This is a genomic window from Mycobacterium sp. 2-64, from assembly GCF_035918375.1.
GTDB lineage: Bacteria > Actinomycetota > Actinomycetes > Mycobacteriales > Mycobacteriaceae > Mycobacterium > Mycobacterium intracellulare.
In genome coordinates, this window is record NZ_CP142361.1 from 651,522 (window position 1) to 668,512 (window position 16,991).

The 16,991-nt window shown below is 70.3% G+C and carries 15 protein-coding genes; 10 read left to right on the plus strand and 5 right to left on the minus strand.

The window, feature by feature from the left end:
• The first annotated feature begins 2 nt into the window (after nucleotides 1-2).
• Nucleotides 3-1,355 (plus strand): MFS transporter, encoded by a 1,353-nt coding sequence (locus QGN31_RS03095; RefSeq protein ID WP_014385860.1) that lies wholly within the window; start codon nucleotides 3-5, stop codon nucleotides 1,353-1,355.
• 79 nt (nucleotides 1,356-1,434) lie between these two features.
• Nucleotides 1,435-2,793, plus strand: a complete 1,359-nt coding sequence (locus tag QGN31_RS03100; protein WP_014942970.1) for an amino acid permease — start codon at nucleotides 1,435-1,437, stop codon at nucleotides 2,791-2,793.
• Between the two features lie 22 nt (nucleotides 2,794-2,815).
• Here QGN31_RS03100 and car read toward each other — a convergent pair whose 3' ends face one another.
• The 4 genes from car to QGN31_RS03120 form a co-directional block, all read right to left on the minus strand.
• Nucleotides 2,816-6,382 (minus strand): carboxylic acid reductase, encoded by a 3,567-nt coding sequence (gene car, locus QGN31_RS03105; protein WP_014942969.1) that lies wholly within the window; start codon nucleotides 6,380-6,382, stop codon nucleotides 2,816-2,818.
• A gap of 71 nt (nucleotides 6,383-6,453) precedes the next feature.
• The gene (locus QGN31_RS03110; RefSeq protein WP_014942968.1) at nucleotides 6,454-7,371 is read right to left on the minus strand and encodes a ketopantoate reductase family protein; all 918 of its coding nucleotides are present in this window, start codon (nucleotides 7,369-7,371) and stop codon (nucleotides 6,454-6,456) included.
• A complete protein-coding gene (locus QGN31_RS03115; protein WP_043955396.1) occupies nucleotides 7,368-8,549 on the minus strand; it encodes an enolase C-terminal domain-like protein in 1,182 nt (393 codons plus the stop codon). Before QGN31_RS03115 ends, QGN31_RS03110 begins: the two co-directional genes overlap by 4 nt.
• A gap of 11 nt (nucleotides 8,550-8,560) precedes the next feature.
• Complete coding sequence (locus QGN31_RS03120; protein ID WP_008261103.1) at nucleotides 8,561-8,956, minus strand: nitroreductase family deazaflavin-dependent oxidoreductase; 396 nt, start codon at nucleotides 8,954-8,956, stop codon at nucleotides 8,561-8,563.
• 73 nt (nucleotides 8,957-9,029) lie between these two features.
• On the opposite strand from QGN31_RS03120, the gene QGN31_RS03125 reads away from it, so the two are divergent.
• From QGN31_RS03125 to QGN31_RS03160, 8 genes are all read left to right on the plus strand, one after another.
• Nucleotides 9,030-9,371, plus strand: coding sequence for a hypothetical protein (locus tag QGN31_RS03125; RefSeq protein WP_008261101.1), 342 nt, complete (start codon nucleotides 9,030-9,032; stop codon nucleotides 9,369-9,371).
• Between the two features lie 69 nt (nucleotides 9,372-9,440).
• Complete coding sequence (hemL, locus tag QGN31_RS03130) at nucleotides 9,441-10,790, plus strand: glutamate-1-semialdehyde 2,1-aminomutase (RefSeq protein ID WP_014942966.1); 1,350 nt, start codon at nucleotides 9,441-9,443, stop codon at nucleotides 10,788-10,790.
• Nucleotides 10,790-11,398: a histidine phosphatase family protein gene (locus QGN31_RS03135; RefSeq protein ID WP_008261096.1), complete on the plus strand. Its 609-nt coding sequence runs from the start codon at nucleotides 10,790-10,792 to the stop codon at nucleotides 11,396-11,398. Before hemL ends, QGN31_RS03135 begins: the two co-directional genes overlap by 1 nt.
• 17 nt (nucleotides 11,399-11,415) lie before the next feature.
• Nucleotides 11,416-12,000: a TlpA disulfide reductase family protein gene (locus tag QGN31_RS03140; RefSeq protein WP_009952542.1), complete on the plus strand. Its 585-nt coding sequence runs from the start codon at nucleotides 11,416-11,418 to the stop codon at nucleotides 11,998-12,000.
• Nucleotides 11,997-12,776 carry a cytochrome c biogenesis CcdA family protein gene (locus QGN31_RS03145; protein WP_014942965.1) on the plus strand — a complete coding sequence of 260 codons (780 nt, stop codon included), beginning with the start codon at nucleotides 11,997-11,999 and terminating at the stop codon, nucleotides 12,774-12,776. Before QGN31_RS03140 ends, QGN31_RS03145 begins: the two co-directional genes overlap by 4 nt.
• Nucleotides 12,777-12,823: 47 nt before the next feature.
• The gene (gene resB / locus QGN31_RS03150) at nucleotides 12,824-14,419 is read left to right on the plus strand and encodes a cytochrome c biogenesis protein ResB (protein WP_008261091.1); all 1,596 of its coding nucleotides are present in this window, start codon (nucleotides 12,824-12,826) and stop codon (nucleotides 14,417-14,419) included.
• Nucleotides 14,416-15,393, plus strand: coding sequence for a c-type cytochrome biogenesis protein CcsB (ccsB, locus tag QGN31_RS03155; protein WP_014942964.1), 978 nt, complete (start codon nucleotides 14,416-14,418; stop codon nucleotides 15,391-15,393). The genes resB and ccsB overlap by 4 nt, the downstream gene beginning before the upstream one ends.
• A 72-nt stretch (nucleotides 15,394-15,465) precedes the next feature.
• The gene (locus QGN31_RS03160; protein ID WP_008261087.1) at nucleotides 15,466-16,773 is read left to right on the plus strand and encodes a MinD/ParA family ATP-binding protein; all 1,308 of its coding nucleotides are present in this window, start codon (nucleotides 15,466-15,468) and stop codon (nucleotides 16,771-16,773) included.
• Nucleotides 16,774-16,794: 21 nt separating this feature from the next.
• Here QGN31_RS03160 and QGN31_RS03165 read toward each other — a convergent pair whose 3' ends face one another.
• The gene (locus QGN31_RS03165; protein WP_014383339.1) at nucleotides 16,795-16,956 is read right to left on the minus strand and encodes a hypothetical protein; all 162 of its coding nucleotides are present in this window, start codon (nucleotides 16,954-16,956) and stop codon (nucleotides 16,795-16,797) included.
• Nucleotides 16,957-16,991: the final 35 nt, after the last annotated feature.

Genomic DNA, 16,991 nt, shown 5'->3' on the forward strand with positions numbered 1-16,991 from the left:
CCATGGCCGCCACGTTGCCCGCATCGGCACCCGCCGCCGGGCTGGCCGATGCGTATCCGGTCGCCGAGCGATCCGACCAGCGGCGTCGGCGGTTGCGCATCGTCGTCGCGGCGAGCCTGTTGGGGACCACGGTCGAGTGGTACGACTTCTTCCTGTACGCCACCGCGGCCGGACTGGTCTTCAACAAGGTGTTCTTTCCGAATGAAAGTTCCTTGGTGGGGACACTATTGGCATTCGCCACCTTCGCCGTCGGGTTCGTCATGCGGCCCATCGGGGGCGTGGTGTTCGGTCACATCGGTGACCGGATCGGTCGCAAGCGCAGCCTGGCCTTGACGATGCTCATCATGGGCGGCGCGACGGCATTGATCGGGCTGTTGCCGACCGCTACGCAGATCGGGGCGTGGGCACCGGTACTGCTGCTGGTGTTGCGCGTGCTGCAGGGTTTCGCGCTCGGCGGCGAGTGGGGCGGCGCGGTGCTGTTGGCCGTCGAACACAGCCCCGACGACCGGCGCGGCCGCTATGGTGCCGTCCCACAAGTCGGGCTGGCGCTCGGACTGGCCATGGGTACGGGCATATTCGCGTTCTTGCAGATTGTGTTGGGGCCGAACCGATTCCTCGCGTACGGCTGGCGCATCGGGTTCCTGCTGAGCCTGCTGTTGGTGGTGATCGGCATCGTGGTGCGGTTGCGGGTCGACGAGACTCCCGCGTTCCGGGAGCTGCAAGACCTGCAGGCCGCGTCCACCGTGCCGCTGCGGGACATCGTTCGCGAGCCCCGCTCGCGGCGCAACACGCTGCTCGGGTTGCTGTCGCGCTGGGCGGAAGGCTCGGCCTTCAACACCTGGGGCGTGTTCGCGATCAGTTACGCGACGGGAGCGTTGGGGCTGAACCGGGTGTCGGTCCTGGTGGCCGTGACCATCGCCGCGTTGTTGATGGCTGTGCTGCTGCCGATTTCGGGACGATTGACCGAGCGCTTCGGTGCGCGACGGGTGTACCTGGTGGGCATCGCCTGCTACGGCCTGACGGCCTTCCCCGCCTTCGCCCTGTTCGGCACCAAGAAGCTGCTGTGGTTCGGCCTGGCGATGATCATCGTCTTCGGCGTCGTGCACGCGCTGTTCTACGGGGCGCAGGGCACGCTGTACTCCGCGCTGTATCCCACGAGCACCCGCTACACCGGGCTGTCGTTCGTCTACCAGGTCTCGGGAATCTACGCCTCCGGGGTCACCCCGATGATCCTGACCGCGCTGATCGCCGCCCTCGGCGGTGCGCCCTGGCTGGCCTGCGGGTATTTGGTTGCGACAGCGGTCATTAGCGTGGTCGCCACGGCGCTGATCCGCGAGCGCGACTTGTATCTTTAGGGGCGCGGACCTGGTGTCGCGGCGCTTGATGTGCTGTGGTTGATGACCAACACCGGATGCGCGCAGGGGGTGGCTGGTCATGGCTGGCACTTCGCAACTGCGCCAAGGGCTGTCGCAGCGCCAACTGAGCATGATCGCCCTTGGCGGCGTGATCGGTGCCGGCCTGTTCGTCGGATCCGGCGTGGTGATCAAGGACACCGGGCCGGCCGCATTCCTCACCTACGCCCTGTGCGGCCTGCTCGTCGTCCTGGTCATGCGGATGCTGGGCGAGATGGCGGCCGCGAACCCGTCGACGGGTTCGTTCGCCGACTACGCGGCCCGCGCCCTGGGCCGCTGGGCGGGGTTTTCGGTCGCCTGGCTGTATTGGTACTTCTGGGTGATCGTGGTGGGCTTCGAGGCGGTCGCCGGCGGTAAAGTCCTCACCTACTGGTTGCACGCGCCCCTTTGGGCGCTGTCGCTGGGTTTGATGGTGTTGATGACCGCGACCAACCTCTTCTCCGTGACGTCGTTTGGGGAGTTCGAATTCTGGTTCGCCGGAATCAAAGTCGCGGCCATCGCGATCTTCCTCGCCGTCGGCGCGGTGTACGTCCTGGGCCTGGTGCCGGGGCATCCCGGGGGCCTGGCCAACCTGCACGCACACGGCGGGTTCTTTCCCCACGGTGTGGGCGCGGTGTTCGCCGCGATCGTGGTGGTGATCTTCTCGATGGTGGGCGCCGAGATCGTCACCGTCGCCGCGGCCGAAAGCCGCGACCCCGAGCTCGCGGTCCAAAGGGCGACCAGATCGGTCGTGGTGCGCATCGGCATCTTCTTCGTCGGTTCGGTCTTCCTGCTCGTCGCGATCCTGCCGTGGGACTCGGGACAACTCGGCGGCTCGCCGTACGTGGCCGCGCTCAAGCACATGGGGTTGCCCGGAGCGGATCAGGTGATGAACGCGGTCGTGCTCACCGCGGTGCTGTCGTGTTTGAACTCCGGGCTGTACACGGCGTCGCGCATGCTGTTCGTCCTCGCCGATCGGGGGGAGGCGCCGATGCGGTTGGTCAAGCTGAGCGGCCGCGGCGTCCCCCATCTCGCGATCCTGTGTTCGTCGGCCGTCGGATTTGGGTGCGTCATCATGGCGCGGGTCGCGCCCCACACGGTATTCCTGTTCCTGCTCAACTCATCTGGCGCGGTCATCCTGTTCGTCTACTGGCTGATCGCGCTGTCGCAGATCGTCCTGCGCCGCCGCACGCCTGCGGACAAGCTGACGGTGAAGATGTGGTTCTTCCCGGTGCTGTCCATCCTCACCCTGGCCGGGATCACCGCGGTGCTGGTGCAGATGGCGTTCGATCAGCGGGCGCGCAGTCAGCTGTGGCTCGGCCTGCTGTCCTGGGCGGTGGTGATCGGGCTCTACGTCGTTGCCCGGCGGCGCGGACGCGTCGGCGTGGCTCCCGGCGACTGAGCACACACCGGCGCGCGGTCCCTCATCCCGCGTGCGCTCCGGCACGGGTGCGCAACAATCCCAGCCGCTGCAGATCGGCGACGTATTTGTCGATCAACGCCTGCGTGACGTGCGGGACATCCCGGGTGGCGCCGATCCCCGCGGATTGCACTGCCGCGCGGAACTTTTCGGCGGGCATGCCGGTGCCGTGCGTCGGCTGGCCCGGCTTGGCGTAGGCGCTCATCAGCGGCAGCAGGGAACTCTTCCGTTGGTTGTCCGGCAGCGACTTCATCGCCGCGGTGAATCTGGCCAGCCACTCGTCGTAGTCGTCGACCCGTTCGATCTTGTGCCCGTCGGCGATGAGCCAGTCCACGAACGTATCCAACGACACGCCGTCGTCATGGGTGTTGAGCACGTTGTAGGTGTGGTAACCCTGCCGGGTGCGCGCGCCCAGCGTGGTGATGGCCTCGGCGGTGAAATCGGCTGGCAGCCCGTCGTAATGGGCGCGCTGCCGGTTGCCGGACGCGTCGAGTTGATAGAAGGATCGCGGCGCGATCCCGGTCGCCACCAGGCTCAAGATCAGCCGGGTGAACATGTCCGGCACGTTGAGCTGACCGGCGAAATCGCTGTGCGCCAGGATCATGTCGGACCGGAAGACCGCGACCGGCACGCCGCACAGGTCGTGGGCCTCGCGCAGCAGCACCTCGCCGGCCCATTTGCTGGTCGCGTACCCGCTGGCATACGACTCGTCGAGGGAGCGCGAGGGGCTGGCCGAGCGCACGTCGGCGTCCTCGCCGATGAAGCTGCCATCCGGCAGCGTCGTCACGGCCACGGTGGAGATGTAGTTGATCGGCTTGAGGCGCTCGCTGATCGCCAACTTGACGATCTCGGCCGTGCCCACCACGTTCGGGCCGAACAGCTGGCTGTACGGCAGCACGTGGTTGACCAGGGCGGCCGAATGCACGACGAGGTCCACCGATCGCGCCAGGCGCTGGTAGGTGGGCGTGTCCAGTCCGAGGTTGGCGGCGCCCACGTCACCGACGAGCACCTGAAGATGTTTGTCGGCCAATTGGCAGAAACGCCGCGACAATTCGGCGTCGCCGCTGTCGATGGCCGCCTCGATGCGCTGACGCCCGGCGGTCGGGTCCGCCCCGCGGGCGAGGCAGATCACCGTGCCGCCCGTGGGGGCCAGGCGCTCCAGCCAATCCAGGCACAGAAAGCGCCCGAGGTAGCCGTTGGCCCCGGTCAGCAGCACGGTGTTGACGGCGCCGGTCGGCGCCGGCAGGTGGGGCGCGGCGGCCAACGTGTCGTCGTCGATGAACTTGGCCAGCGTCAGATCCGCGGCGCGGGCGACGGTGGCGCCCCGGCCGTGCACCGAGGCGAACGTCGGCCGCGTCGATTCCGAAGTCCGTTCGCCGTCAACGTAGTTCGCGATGGTGGCCAGGGTCGCGGTGGGGCTGACGATGGTCTGCACGGGCACGTCGATGTGGAAGATCTCCGACAGGAGCGTGGCGAAGGAGAACGCCGACAGCGAATCACCGCCCAGCTCAATGAACTTCGCGTCGCCGCGCAGCGCGGCGTCCGCCGGCAGGCCCAGGGTTGCCGCCGCCGCCCGCCGCACCGTGTCGATGGTGGGCAGCTCGCGGCTCGCGGAGCGCAGCTCGTCGAGCTGGTTGCCGTGGCTGGCCTCGATCTCGTCGTACATGGCGTCGAGGCGCTCGCCGTAGCGCGCCTTGAGGGCCGGACGCAGCAGCTTGCCCACCCCGGACAGCAGGCCGTTGTCCCGGGTGAAACGCTGCGGCTCCAGCAGGAAGTCGCGCGGGACCTCGTACGGGTGCAGGTAGGAGTCGGCGGCGATCTGCTGCAGCGACTCCGCGATCAGGGCGCGCGCGTCGCCGCCGCCGACGGCGTCGACGTTCGGCACGATCACCGCGAGCAGGAACGGTTGCTCGCTGCTGCCGTACAGGAAGATCTGGCGGATGTAGGGGCTGGTGGAGAAGGTGGCCTCCAGCTGGGAGACGGCGACGAATTCACCCTGCGAGAGTTTGATGACGTTGTTGCTGCGGTCCAGATACATCAGGTGGTCGGGCCCCAGCTCGGCCATGATGTCGCCGGTCTTGTAGAACCCCTCGTCGTCGAAGATCTGCGCCGACAGCTCCGGGTGCTTGAAGTATCCGGGAATCACGTTGCTGGCCTTCAGGTGTAGCTCGCCGCGCGGGTAGGGCTTGTCGGTGGTGAGGTAGCCCAGCTCGGGGACGTCGACGAGTTTGTAGTCGGTGACGGGCGGGCGCCTGATCCGGCCGCTGCGCATGATGCCGCCGCCGGTCTCGGTCGCGCCGTAGCCGTCGGCCACGGTGACGTCGAGCAGCGACTCCATGAAGGCGTGCATCTGCTTGGACAGCGGCGCGCTGCCGCACATCGCCGAGATGACCCGCCCGCCGATGAAGTCTTGCCGCAGTTCGGCTTTCACCGCCTCGTCGCGCTGTTCGGCGGTGAGGCCGTCGCCGGCCCGTTGGTCGAGCTCCTTGCGGTAGCGGCGAAAGAACATGTCGCACACCCGGGGGACGAGGTTCAACGCGGTGGGCCGGACCAAGCCGATGTCGTCGAACAGGGTGGACATGTCGCTCTTGGCGGCGAAGTAGCCGATGCCGCCGGAGGACAGGGTGGCGATCAGCCATTCCAGCCCGTACACGTGCGACAGCGGCATGTACTGCAGGTGGATGGCCGGGATCACCCGGCCGATGTCCACCGAGGGGCTGTGCGGGCGCTGCCAGATCCGGGTCATCATGTCGGCGGTGTACATCGCCCCCTTGGGGGTGCCGGTGCTGCCGGAGGTGTAAATCAGTGTGGCCAGCGGGTTTTCGCCCTGGCCCGGAACGTGGGCCTCCGGCGCCGGGCGCTCGCGACCGGACGCGAGCTCGGCGGCGAGCGCCACCATCTCGGCGCCGTGCCCGGCGTCGCGCAGGCGCGCGCGGGCGTCGTCGTAGCGGCCGCGCTGTTCGTCGTCGTCGCTGGTGTAATCGAACACCACCAGGCGCTGGACCGACGGTGCCTCGAGGACGACATCGACCGCGGTGGCGAGGGACTCGACGCTCACGGCCAGGATGCGCGGTGCCGTCTCGGCGACGATCGGGGCGAGTTGTGCCGCCGTCGAACTGGTCTGCAGCGGCACGAACACCGCGCCCAGCCGGATGCACGCCAGGTAGTGCACGACGTAGTCGATGCTGGTGAAGCCCAGGACGCCGACGAAGTCGCCGGGGCGCAACCCGCCGGGCAGGCCGGAGCGCCACGCGGCGGCCAGCGCCGCGACCCGGTCACCCAGCTCGCGGTAGGTGATGGTCTCGAACCCCGACAGCAGGGACGTCGCCGCGCGCCCGGTCGCCGGATCGCGCGCCACCTCGCAGGCGCGCTGGCCGAGCGCGGGCCGATCGGCATAACCGCTCAGGTAGATGTCGACGACCTCGGCCAGCCGCAGTCCCGCGCGGTGCGCGGCCTCGGTCACCTCCGGCGACGGCGCGGCGGCCCGAAACTGCGGGTCGTTGGCGTACAGCTGTTCGACGCGCTCGGTCAGGCGCTGCTCGCGGCCCGAGTCGGTGACGGTGTCGGTCATCGGCGGCTTCCTCTCATCGCGGCGCGTGCCGGTGCCGTATACCCGTCCTGGCCCGTTCTAGCGGAGCCCGGTCAGCCCCACTGCCGTTCGATCGCTTTGATCAAGGCGGTCAGCGTCGCGTTCACCGGCGCCGCGACGCCGACCCGTGCGCCCTGGCGCGGCACCGCGCCGTTGATGACGTCGATCTCGCTGACGCGGCGGGCCTCGTGGTCCAGCAGCGCCGACGGTTTGGCGTCGGGCATCTGCGCGCCGAAGGCGCGTACGTGGGCGACGGGGTCGGTGACGGCCACCGCGATGCCGGACGCGCGGGCGACGGTCCACGCCTCGGTGGCGGCGGCCCGGCTGACCGGAGCCATCTCCGGATCGTCCATCACCTGGCCGACGGTCATGCCGGTCAGCGCGCACGGCGCGCTGTAGGCGGCGTTGCAGATGAGCTTCTCCCACTGCATGGCGGCGATGTCGGTGACCGCGGCGGCGTCGAATCCGGCGTCGGTCCAGGCCCGCGCGATCGTTTCGACCGTCGCATGCGGCAGCGACGAGTGGGCGCCGAAGCGCATCGCCCGCATGGCGTTGTGATGCACATGGCCGGGGGCCACCCGCGACGCCCCGAACCCGCTGGCGATGCCGACGGCGACGCGCTCGGCGCCGACGATGCCGGCGACCGTCTCCGCCGATCCCAAACCGTTCTGGATGGTCAGCACCGGTGTGGCCGGCCCCAGCATCGGAAGGGCTTGGCGCGCACCGACTGTCACGTCGGCCGCCTTGACCGCCAGCACGATCAGATCCATCGGCTCGTCCGGCGCGGTGGTGCTGGCCCGCAGCGGCACCACCCGGTCGTAGCCCGGGCCGGTGACCCGCAGGCCGTCGCGGCTGATCCGTTCGATGCTGGGCTCGTGGCGGTCGATGGCCAGCACGTCGTTACCCGCGGTCGCCAGCCGGGCGGCGTAAATGGACCCCATTGCCCCGCAACCGATTACCGCGATCTTCATCCGCACCCTCCGGTCAGCTCCGCGATCAGTTCGGCCAGTCCGGCCTTCTCCTCGAGGCCGAACCCGGCTGCGTCCGTTGGCGCGATCCGGCCGCCCGAGACCACGCAGGCATCGGAATAGCCGCCGAACGGCGCGAACACTCCCGGGTAAGCCTCACACCCGCCCAGGCCGAGCCCGGCGGCGACGTGCAGGTTGATCAGGTGCCCGCCGTGCGGAAACGCGAACCGGCGATCGAAACCATGAGCCTCCAGGACGTCGAGCATCCGCATGTACTCGCCCAGCCCGTAGCTCAGCCCCGGATCCATTTGGAAGACATCACGATTCGGCCGCATGCCTCCGTAGCGAACCAGGTTTGTGACGTCCGGCACCGAGAACAGGTTTTCGCCGGTGGCCACCGCGCCGTCGTAGCGGTCCGTCACCGCGCGGTGCAGCGCGTAATCGAGGGGATCACCCGGCTCCTCGTACCAGCGCAGGCCGTAGGGGGCCAGCGCGTCCGCCCAGCGGGTGGCCTGTGCGCGGTCGAAGCGGCCGTTCGCGTCGACCGCGACCCGTCCCGCGTCGCCGACGGCGTCGACGACGGCCTCGATCCGCGTCAGGTCCTCGCCCAGCGCGGCGCCGCCGATCTTCATCTTGACCGCGTCATAGCCGAGGTCGAGGTACCCGCGCATTTCGCGGCGCAGCCTCTCGACGCCGCCCTCGGCGTAGTAGTAGCCGCCGGCGGCATACACCGGCACCGCCGGCGCGGGATCCCGCCCGGCGTGGCGGGCGATCGTCACGCACGCGGGCTCGTCGCGCAGCTTGGCGTTGAGGTCCCAGCACGCCAGTTCCAGCGCTCCCGCTGCGGCCGCCCGGTCCCCATGACCGCCGGGTTTCTCGTCGGCCAGCGCGCACGCCACGACCGCGGCCGGATCGAGGAACCCGGACGCATCCAGCAGCCCATCGGGGGAGGCGGCCAGCACCCGCGGGATCATCCGGTCGCGCAGGATCCCGCTCTGCGCAAACCGCCCGATCGAGTTGAACGCCACGCCCGCCACGGGCCGCCCGCCCCGGATCACGTCGGCGATCACCGCGACCAATGAGACGGTGTGACCGGAGAAGTTGACCACCGCGTTGGCGGGCCCGCCGCGTCGACCGCCCTCGAGGCCGACCGCCCGCTCGACGATCGCCGCGATCCGCATCACCCGCGCGTTCAGGACGTCAGGGTGAGCAATACCGCCTGCTCGAACGGCAGCCTGGCGAAAACCCGTCGCACGCCGCGGGACACGTGCGCCGCCGCCTCGGCCTTGGAGACCACGCGCGGATCGGCGACACCCACGGTTTTGCCCCGGGTGCGTAGGCGCCCGCCGCCCGCCGCGGTCAGGTTCTTCAGCCAATCCCGGTCGGGGCCATACGTCAGCAGGATCGCCACCCCGGGTTTGCCGTCGACCTCGGTGCGAAACACGTTCACTGGTGTGCGGTACGGCTTGCCCGAGCGCCGCCCCACGTGCTCCAGGATCCCGAAGGACGGGAGCCAACCGGCCCACATCCGCTGGATCGGGTTGGTGACGTGACGGTTGAACCGGGCAAGTCCTTGGGGGAGTTGCATCCTCCCATCCAACTCGCAGGTCCCCGGCCAGGACAACCCGATCTTTGTGGGGCCACGGGTCTAATGTCGTCTCATGGGGCAGGCGGCAGGTAACGAGGCCGCCCGGCGCGCGGAGGAGCTGGTGCGCCGGGGGGAGGAACTCGCCGCGGGCAAGGCCGTCACCGTGGACGACGCGCGCCGCGCCGCCGAGCGCGCCGAGGCGTCTCACGAGCGCGACGAGGAGGCTCACCGCCGCGGAGTGCAGCGCCACTACGACGCCGCCGTCGCGCACGAGCGGGCCGCCGAAGTCCATGAGCGCGCGGTCGCCCAGCGCCTCGGCGATGTCGCCGCGCACCAGCGCGCGGCGGAAAAGGAACGCGACGCCGCGCGCCACGACTATCAAAAGGCGCAGGAAGCCGAGCGGCAAGGGGCCTGACCGGCCGACCGGCCTGCCCTGCTACACCCTGTAGTTGGACGGGCCGCGAAGGCTGGGACACTAGTCGTCATGGGAAGCAGTGATCGGGCGACCGCGCACGCCACCGGAGCCCCTCGGGCCACGGCGGCCTCGGCGCGGCTGTTCGAGGACGCCTGCGCCGTCATTCCGGGCGGCGTGAACTCTCCCGTTCGAGCGTTCACCGCGGTGGGCGGGACGCCGCCGTTCATCACGCAGGCGCGCGGCTGCTGGCTGACCGACGCCGACGGCAACCGCTACGTGGACCTGGTCTGCTCGTGGGGCCCGATGATCCTGGGCCACGCCCACCCCGCCGTGGTCGACGCCGTCGCGAAGGCCGCCGCCTCGGGCCTGTCGTTCGGGGCGCCCACGCCTGCGGAGAGCGAGCTGGCCGCCGAGATGATCGGGCGGGTGGCACCGGTCGACCGGGTCCGCCTGGTCAACTCCGGCACCGAGGCCACCATGAGCGCGGTGCGGCTGGCCCGCGGCTTCACCGGCCGGGCCAAGGTCATCAAGTTCTCCGGCTGCTACCACGGCCATGTCGACGCGCTGCTCGCCGACGCGGGCTCCGGGGTGGCGACGCTGGGTCTGCCGTCCTCACCGGGCGTCACCGGGGCGACGGCGGCCGACACCATCGTGTTGCCCTACAACGACATCGAGGCCGTGCGCGAGACCTTCGCCCGGTTCGGCGACCAGATCGCCGCGGTGATCACCGAAGCCAGTCCCGGCAACATGGGGGTGGTTCCCCCCGCGCCCGGCTACAACGCGGCACTGCGGACCATCACCGCCGAACACGGCGCACTGCTGATCATCGACGAGGTGATGACGGGCTTCCGTGTCAGCCGAAGCGGTTGGTACGGAATCGATCCCGTCGACGCCGACCTGTTCACCTTCGGCAAGGTGATGAGCGGCGGGTTGCCGGCCGCCGTCTTCGGGGGGCGGGCCGAGGTGATGGAGCGGCTGGCGCCGCTGGGCCCGGTGTATCAGGCCGGCACGCTGTCGGGAAACCCGGTCGCGATGGCCGCCGGGCTGGCGACACTGCGCAACGCCGATGCCGCCGCCTACACGACCCTGGACGCCAACGCCGACCGCCTGGCCGGGCTCTTTTCCGACGCGTTGACGAATGCCGGTGTGGCGCACCAGATTCCGCGGGCCGGCAACATGCTCAGCGTGTTCTTCTCCGACACTCCGATCACGGACTTCGGCTCCGCGCGCGCCAGCCAGACCTGGCGTTATCCACCGTTCTTTCACGCGCTGCTGGACGCGGGCGTCTACCCGCCGTGCAGCGCCTTCGAGGCGTGGTTCGTCTCGACCGCGCTCGACGACGGCGCCTTCGACCGCATCGCCGAGGCGCTGCCGGGCGCCGCGCGGGCCGCCGCCGAAGCCGAGGAGGGGAAGTCCTGATGGCCGAGCAGACCCGGGTGCACGTCGTGCGGCACGGCGAGGTATACAACCCGAGCGGCGTCCTCTACGGGCGGCTGCCCGGGTTTCACCTGTCCGAGGCGGGCCGGGCGCAGGCGGCCGCGGTGGCCGACGCCCTCGATCACCGCGACATCGTCGCGGTGATCGCCTCGCCCCTGCAACGCGCCCAGGAAACCGCCGCGCCCATCGCCGCCAAGCACGGCCTCCCCGTCGACACCGACCCGGACCTCATCGAATCCGCCAACTTCTTCCAGGGCCGGCGCGTCAGCCCCGGCGACGGCGCCTGGCGCGACCCCAGGGTGTGGTGGCAGCTGCGCAACCCGTTCCGGCCGTCGTGGGGGGAGCCCTACACCGAGATCGCGGCCCGGATGGAGACGGCGGTGGACAAGGCCCGCGCCCGCGGCGCCGGCCACGAGGTGGTGTGCGTCAGCCACCAACTGCCGGTGTGGACGCTGCGCCTGCACCTGACCGGTCAGCGGCTGTGGCACGACCCGCGGCGGCGGCAATGCGGCCTCGCGTCGGTGACCACCCTGGTCTACGACGGCGACCGGCTGGCCGGCGTCGAGTACTCCGAGCCGGCGGCCCCTTGAACATACGAGGGCTGGCGATGACCGGGGCCGCGCTGGCGACCCTGGTTTCCGGCCTGCTCGCCGGCTGTTCCTCGGGCCACGACGCGGTCGCCCAGGGCGGCACCTTCGAGTTCGTCTCGCCCGGCGGCAAGACCGACATCTCCTACGACCCGCCGTCCAGCCGTGGCCGCCCCGGCCCCCTGGCGGGCCCCGACCTGGCCGACCCCGCGCACACGCTGTCGCTGGACGATCCGATCTTCGCCGGCCGGGTGGTGGTCATCAACATCTGGGGGCAGTGGTGCGGGCCGTGCCGCGCCGAGGTCACCCAGCTGCAGCAGGTGTATGACGCCACCCGCGGCGCCGGGGTGTCGTTTCTCGGCATCGACGTCCGCGACAACAACCGGCAGGCGGCACTGGACTTCGTCAACGACCGCCACGTCACGTTCCCGTCGATCTACGACCCGGCCATGCGCACGCTGATCGCGTTCGGCGGCAAGTACCCCACCACCGTGATCCCCTCCACGCTGGTCCTGGACCGTCAGCACCGCGTCGCGGCGGTCTTCCTGCGCGAGATGCTGGCGGGCGACCTGCAGCCGGTGGTGCAACGATTGGCCCACGAGTGACCGGTTTCACCCAGATCGCCGCCGCCGGACCGCTTTTGGTGGCGCTCGGCGCGTGCCTGTTGGCCGGGCTGGTGTCGTTCGCCTCGCCCTGCGTGGTGCCACTGGTGCCCGGCTACCTGTCGTACCTGGCCGCCGTCGTCGGCGTGGACGAACAACCGCCCCCCGGCGCCGTGAAAGCCCCGCCGGGCGCGCGCTGGCGGGTCGCGGGATCGGCGGCGCTGTTCGTCGCCGGATTCACCGCGGTGTTCGTCCTGGGCACCGTCGCCGTCCTGGGCATGACGACCACGCTGATCACCAACCAGCTGTTGCTGCAGCGGGCCGGCGGCGTGCTGACCATCGTGATGGGCCTGGTGTTCGTCGGGCTCATCCCGGCCCTGCAGCGCCAGGCGCGGTTCAGCCCGCGGCAGCTGACGACGGTCGCCGGGGCGCCGGTGCTGGGCGCGGTGTTCGCGCTGGGCTGGACGCCGTGCCTGGGGCCGACGCTGGCCGGCGTGATCACCGTCGCCTCGGCCACCGACGGCGCCAGCGTGGCGCGCGGCATCGTGCTGGTGATCGCGTACTGCCTGGGGCTGGGGATCCCGTTCGTGCTGTTGGCATTCGGCTCGGCGGGCGCGGTGGCGGGCCTGGGCTGGCTGCGCCGGCAAACCCGGGCCATCCAGGTGTTCGGCGGCGTGCTGCTCATCACCGTCGGCGCCCTGCTGGTCACCGGGGTGTGGAACGACTTCGTCTCCTGGCTGCGCGACGCGTTCGTGTCCGACGTGAGGCTCCCGATTTGAGGCAACTCCTCGCGTGGGGGCGCAACACGTGGCGCGCGCTGACCTCGATGGGCACCGCGCTGGTGCTGCTGTTCCTGCTCGCGCTCGGCGCCATCCCCGGCGCCCTGCTGCCGCAGCGCAACCTCAACGCCGGCAAGGTCGACGACTACCTCAAGGCCCACCCGGTGATCGGGCCCTGGCTGGACCGGCTGCAGGCGTTCAACGTGTTCTCCAGCTTCTGGTTCACCGCCATCTACGTGCTGCTGTTCGTGTCCCTGGTCGGCTGCCTCACCCCACGGATGATCGAGCACGTCCGCAGCCTGCGGTCCACCCCGGTCGCCGCCCCGCGCAACCTGGCCCGGCTGCCCAAGCACGCCAGCCACCAGATCCGGGCCGGCGCCGAGGAGCTCAACACCCTGGCCAACGCGATCACCGACCGGCTGCGCGGCTGGCGCACCGCCATCCGCCACGAAGACGGCGCGGCTTCCGACGTCGTGGAGGTATCCGCCGAAAAGGGCTACCTCCGCGAATTCGGCAACATCGTCTTCCACTTCTCGCTGCTGGGCCTGCTGGTCGCGGTGGCCGTCGGCAAGCTGTTCGGCTACGAGGGCAACGTGATCGTCATCGCCGACGGCGGCCCCGGCTTCTGTTCCGCGTCGCCGGCCGCGTTCGACTCGTTCCGGGCCGGCAACACCGTTGACGGCACCTCGTTGCACCCGCTGTGCATCCGGGTCGACGACTTCGCGGCGCACTACCTGCCGTCCGGGCAGGCCACCTCGTTCGCGGCGAACATCGCCTACCAGTCCGGCGAGGACCTGACCGCCAACACCTGGCGCCATTACCGGCTCGAGGTCAACCACCCGCTGCGGCTCGGCGGTGACCGGGTGTACCTGCAGGGGCACGGCTACGCGCCCACCTTCAGCGTCACGTTCCCGGACGGGCAGGTCCGCACGTCGACCGTGCAGTGGCGACCCGACAATCCGCAGACCCTGCTCTCCTCGGGCGTGGCCCGCATCGACCCGCCGGCCGGCACCTATCCCACCCCGGCGGAGCGCCGCGCGCACCAGATCGCGATCCAGGGCCTGCTCGCGCCGACCGAGCAGCTGGACGGCACGCTGCTGTCGTCGCGGTTCCCGGCCCTGAACGCCCCCGCGGTGGCCGTCGACATCTACCGCGGCGACACCGGCCTGGACACCGGGCGGCCCCAGTCGCTGTTCACCCTCGATCCCCGGCTGATCGAGCAGGGCCGGCTGACCAAGGAGAAGCGGGTCAACCTGCGCGCGGGCCAGGCGGTCCGGATCGACCAGGGGCCGGCCGCCGGCACCGTGATCCGCTTCGTCGGCGCCGTTCCGTTCGTCAACCTCCAGGTCTCCCACGACCCCGGCCAGACCTGGGTGCTCGTCTTCGCGATCACGATGATGGGCGGTCTGGTGGTGTCGCTGCTGGTGCGCCGCCGCCGCGTGTGGGTCCGTCTGACGCCCGACGCCGGCGGGGCACCCGGTACGGTGAACGTCGAGCTGGGCGGGCTGGCGCGCACCGACAACTCCGGGTGGGGCGACGAGTTCGAGCGATTGACCGAGCGGTTGCTGGACGGATTGGGCGGGGCCGGCCGCGCCGAGACGCCCCCCGCGTCCCAAAGGAGTTCTCAGGTGGACGTCACATGAACACGCTGCACGTCAACGTCGAGCTGGCGCGCTACTCCGACTGGGCGTTCACGTCGGCCGTCGTCGCGCTGGTCATCGCGCTGCTGCTGCTGGCCTTCGAGCTGGCGTACGCCGGCGGGCGCCGCGCGGACCAGCGCGCCCGGGTGCTGGCCGGCGCGGTGAGCGCCGACTCCGCCACCCCCGGGGTGGTCGAACAGCCGGCCCAGCGCCCGCTCGACGAGCGCGTCGGGCGGGCCGGGTTGTCCGTGGTGTACCTGGGCATCGGCCTGCTGTTCGCCTGCCTGGTGCTGCGCGGCCTGGCCACGGTGCGGGTGCCGTGGGGCAACATGTACGAATTCATCAACCTGACCTGCCTGTGCGGGTTGATCGCCGGGGCCGTCGTGCTGCGCCGCCCCCAATACCGTCCCCTGTGGGTCTTTCTGCTGCTGCCGGTGCTGATCCTGCTCACGGTGTCGGGACGCTGGCTCTACACCAACGCCGCTCCCGTGATGCCCGCGTTGCAGTCCTACTGGCTGCCCATCCACGTGTCCGTCGTCAGCCTGGGATCCGGGGTGTTCCTGGTCGCCGGGATCTCCAGCATCCTGTTCCTGCTGCGCACCTCGCGGCTGGGGGATCCCGATACCGACAGCGCCGTGGGGCGGCTGGTGCGGCGCTTCCCGGACGCGGAAACCCTGGACCGCATTGCCTACCGCACGACGATCTTCGCGTTTCCGGTCTTCGGGTTCGGGGTCATCTTCGGGGCCATCTGGGCCGAAGAGGCCTGGGGCAGGTATTGGGGCTGGGACCCCAAAGAGACCGTGTCCTTCGTCGCGTGGGTGATATACGCCGCCTACCTGCACGCCAGGTCGACCGCCGGATGGCGGGACCGCAAAGCCGCGTGGATCAACGTCGCGGGCTTTGTGGCGATGGTCTTCAATTTGTTCTTCGTTAATCTGGTGACTGTCGGCCTGCATTCGTATGCGGGCGTCGGGTGAGAGCGAACAACCGCCCCGAATAACGCACACAACGGAATAGCGCACGACAAGCGCACAACAAGGGGGAATGCAGTGTCCGAGCATCCAACGGCGGGCGTGGGGGCGCCCGAACAACCGACCACGCAAATTCCCCCACAGACGTCATCGGCGCCCGCCCAGCAGGACGCGGGCGAACCGCAACCGGAGTCGGGCGGGGACGCCCCGACTCGCGCCTTCGCCGGATTCCGCACCGAGCGCCGCGTCCCCACCCCCGAACACCAGCAGGCGGCCCCGCCCACCGCGCCGCGGCCCGGCGCCATGCCGCCGTGGGACTCCACCCCGGTCACCGGCATCCCGCGCGTCGACCCGACCGCCTACGGCGCCTATTACGCCGGGCCGGACGCCCCGCCCACCCAGATGCAGGGGGCGCCGCAGCGCCCCGAGCACCTCCCGCATACGCCGTATCCGGAGCTGTCCACCGGCATGTTGCTGCGGCCGGTCCAGCCGCCGCCGTCCGACGGGTGGCGGCTGCTGCTGTACAAGATGTCCGGCGGGCTGATCAACCTGGGCGAAAGTCCCCGCGCCAGCCGCTACAACAACCTGGTCGCCCAGGTGAACCGGCCGTTGCGCGGCTCGTACCGGGTGGCGTTCCTGTCGCTGAAGGGCGGTGTCGGCAAGACGACGATCGCGGCGACGCTGGGCGCCACCTTCGCCTCCATTCGGGGCGACCGCGTGGTGGCCGTGGACGCCAACCCCGACCGCGGCACGCTGAGCCAGAAGATCCCGCTGGAGACCGCCGCGACCGTGCGTCAGCTGCTGCACGACGCCGGAACCATCGAGCGCTACAGCGACGTGCGCCGCTACACCTCGAAGGGTCCCAGCGGCCTGGAGGTGCTCGCCTCGGAGACCGACCCCGCCATCTCGGAGGCCTTCAGCGCCGAGGACTACGGGCGGATCCTGGACATCCTGGAGCGGTTCTACGGCCTGGTGCTCACCGACTGCGGCCCCGGCCTGCTGCACTCGGTGATGAAGTCGGTGCTCGACAGGGCCGACGCCCTGGTCGTGGTCAGCTCGGCCTCCATCGACGGCGCGCGCAGCGCGTCGGCCACGCTGGACTGGCTGGACGCCCACGGCCACGAAGACCTGGTCCGCAATTCGATCGCGGTCATCAACGGGGTGCGCCCGCGCCCCGGCAAGGTCGACATGAACAAGGTGATCGAGCACTTCTCCCGGCGCTGCCGCGCGGTCCAGCTGGTGCCGTTCGACCCGCACCTGGAAGAGGGCGCCGAGATCGACCTGGAGCGGCTGCGGCGGCCCACCCGCGAAGCGCTCACCGAGCTGGCCGCCATCGTCGCCGACGGATTCCCCGGCGACCAGCGCAACCCGGGAGTCCTGGGCTAGCGGCGGTCGCTATCCAGCTAGCTAGTGCGGGTTGTTATCGCCGTGGCCCAGCCGCCGCAGGAAATCCGGATCGTCGTCGGGTCCGATGACGCGCGTCTTCGGTCGGTGGACCTGGGATCGCGCGGCACGCCAACCGACGTAGATCAGCGTTCCCAAAATCACGACGAGCAGCAGGTAGACCACACAACACCTCCTTCGGGCGAATATACCCGCGCCGT